The organism is Virgibacillus sp. DJP39, assembly GCF_049310925.1.
GTDB lineage: Bacteria > Bacillota > Bacilli > Bacillales > Amphibacillaceae > Virgibacillus_F.
In genome coordinates this window covers 1-1,888 of sequence record NZ_JBMERP010000164.1, presented here as the reverse complement: position 1 = coordinate 1,888, position 1,888 = coordinate 1, and the positions used below count along the sequence as shown (strand labels likewise).

The window sequence follows — 1,888 nt, the reverse complement described above, 5'->3', positions numbered from 1 at the left end:
ATTATTCGATGGCAAACAAAAGTGGTAAACCCAATATGGATGCTGCAGAACACGTTACTAATTCATTGGAAGAGGTTGGCATAAGAGTTCTCAAAAATGAATCCGTCGCAATGCAAATTACCGAAAGTGGAGCACAAGTTGCTGAAGAATCTCCAGACAGTCTATACCTTGTCGGTCTTGGGGCATCATGGCCTAACAATGTAAATGTCTCTCAAGCATTAAATGACGTTCCTGACTCTGCAGCGCGAGTGGTAATTTTGCATAATCCAGAAGCGTTTGAAAAATTGCCTGCCAACACTTCACCAGTCTCTGTTGCTGGTCATACTCACGGCGGTCAGTTTAATATCCCTTTCACACCTGAATGGTCTTATCGGTCATTGTTGCAAAAAGATAAGGCACACTCCTATGGTTGGATGGAAGAGTATGGAGCATCCGGTAACAAACTCTATGTTAATCCCGGGATTGGTTTAAGCACCCTGCCACTCCGTATTAATCGCCCTCCCGAGATAACCGTGTTTACGTTAAAGAAACAGTAAAACTAAAAGACCTCTTTCCAGCATTGGGTAGAGGTCTTTTATATATGTTTACTTAGGCGTTTCAAGTTCTCGGTAATCTTCCTGATACCTACCTCCTGAAGCAACATCTGAATGATACAAAGCCTTAAGAGCAAAACTTTTCTCGAGATCATGTTCAGCCATCAATTCCTTCAAGCGCGTTTGCAGCTCGTTATTCTCTTTTACCAGCTGCTTCATTTGCGACTTTAAATACTTCATGATATTGAAACCCTCCTTAAACTCGCATAAAATTCGAATTTTTTGGTTATCTTTTACATACCGTTAGTGCTAGATACCCAAGAATCATAACTTTTTAACAAACTTGGATTTTAGTTGCATAGCTCCGAAACCATCAATTTTACAGTCAATATCATGATCCCCGTCAATTAAACGGATATTTTTTACTTTTGTACCTTGTTTTATAACTGATGAACTTCCTTTTACTTTGAGATCTTTGATCACTGTTACAGAATCGCCATCGTTTAAAACATGTCCATTTGAATCATTAATAACCTTGTTATCTTCACCATTTTCAATTTCTGATTCTAAAGTCCACTCATGGCTACATTCAGGGCAGACAAGAAGACTTCCATCTTCGTATGTATATTCTGAATTACACTTAGGGCAATTTGGCAGTTCATGCATAATGGTTTCCTCCATGTGTTGTTATTATTTCTCATATACGAGTTAGTAATTTTCAATTTCTCTTTTTGTAAACTAAAAGTACATACCTTATATCATTATATACTATCATGTTTTCTTATTCTCTGAAGCCCCTTTGATATAATATAAATAGTGTAATAAGGCTTTTTCATGGGTGGTGGCTCACTCACTCCCTCCCACGTAGAAAGGGGGTGATGCGATGACAGTTTTCGAAACAATTCTCCTGATGATCTCGTTTGGAACATTAATTTTTGCGATACTGTCAAATCAAAATGCTTTTTTCTAAAAGATTGTTGGTTTTGACGCAAAAACTGTAAACTACAACGTAGTGAAAATTTTTCCGACGCCGTTCCGGCAGAATACTTCGCTTTCCACGGGCACGGCCTCAGTCTCCTCAGAAGCAAAAAACACTTCTTCCGGGGTCTTCGGACGCGTGCTGTTCCCGTAGGAATCCTATGTTTTCATGGGACTTCTTCTCCCTTGAACAGAAATCTATCTAAGCTGCGGAAAAATGTGAGGCTCCTCAAAAATGAAAACCACATTTTCTTCGTGCGAGTGTTTTTCCGCAGCGCTGGATCAGCCACCAATTTAGTAAAGGTTGGTAGGAAATAAATATAGCAGTTATGTCGCAGTTTTTATCAACTGCAAGGGTTAAAGAGCAACAAAACTTT

4 protein-coding genes are annotated in these 1,888 nt (G+C 39.1%); 2 read left to right on the top strand and 2 right to left on the bottom strand.

What is annotated here, in order from left to right; genetic code table 11:
* The coding region (locus ACOI1D_RS21445; protein WP_422504230.1) for a metallophosphoesterase at nt 1–536 on the top strand (536 nt) is incomplete at its 5' end.
* A gap of 48 nt (nt 537–584) precedes the next feature.
* Here ACOI1D_RS21445 and ACOI1D_RS21440 read toward each other — a convergent pair.
* Complete coding sequence (locus tag ACOI1D_RS21440; protein WP_422504228.1) at nt 585–773, bottom strand: hypothetical protein; 189 nt, start codon at nt 771–773, stop codon at nt 585–587.
* Between the two features lie 84 nt (nt 774–857).
* Nucleotides 858–1,199: a zinc ribbon domain-containing protein YjdM gene (locus ACOI1D_RS21435; protein WP_422504227.1), complete on the bottom strand. Its 342-nt coding sequence runs from the start codon at nt 1,197–1,199 to the stop codon at nt 858–860.
* 217 nt (nt 1,200–1,416) lie between these two features.
* On the opposite strand from ACOI1D_RS21435, the gene ACOI1D_RS21430 reads away from it, so the two are divergent.
* A complete protein-coding gene (locus tag ACOI1D_RS21430; RefSeq protein WP_422504232.1) occupies nt 1,417–1,503 on the top strand; it encodes a putative holin-like toxin in 87 nt (28 codons plus the stop codon).
* The last annotated feature ends 385 nt before the right edge of the window (nt 1,504–1,888 follow it).

Excerpts from the sequence above, each read along its gene's own strand:
- ACOI1D_RS21430 (WP_422504232.1), top strand. The coding sequence starts at position 1,417 with ATGACAGTTTTCGAAACAATTCTCCTGATGATCTCGTTTGGAACATTA.
- ACOI1D_RS21435 (WP_422504227.1), bottom strand. The coding sequence starts at position 1,199 with ATGCATGAACTGCCAAATTGCCCTAAGTGTAATTCAGAATATACATAC.
- ACOI1D_RS21440 (WP_422504228.1), bottom strand. The coding sequence starts at position 773 with ATGAAGTATTTAAAGTCGCAAATGAAGCAGCTGGTAAAAGAGAATAAC.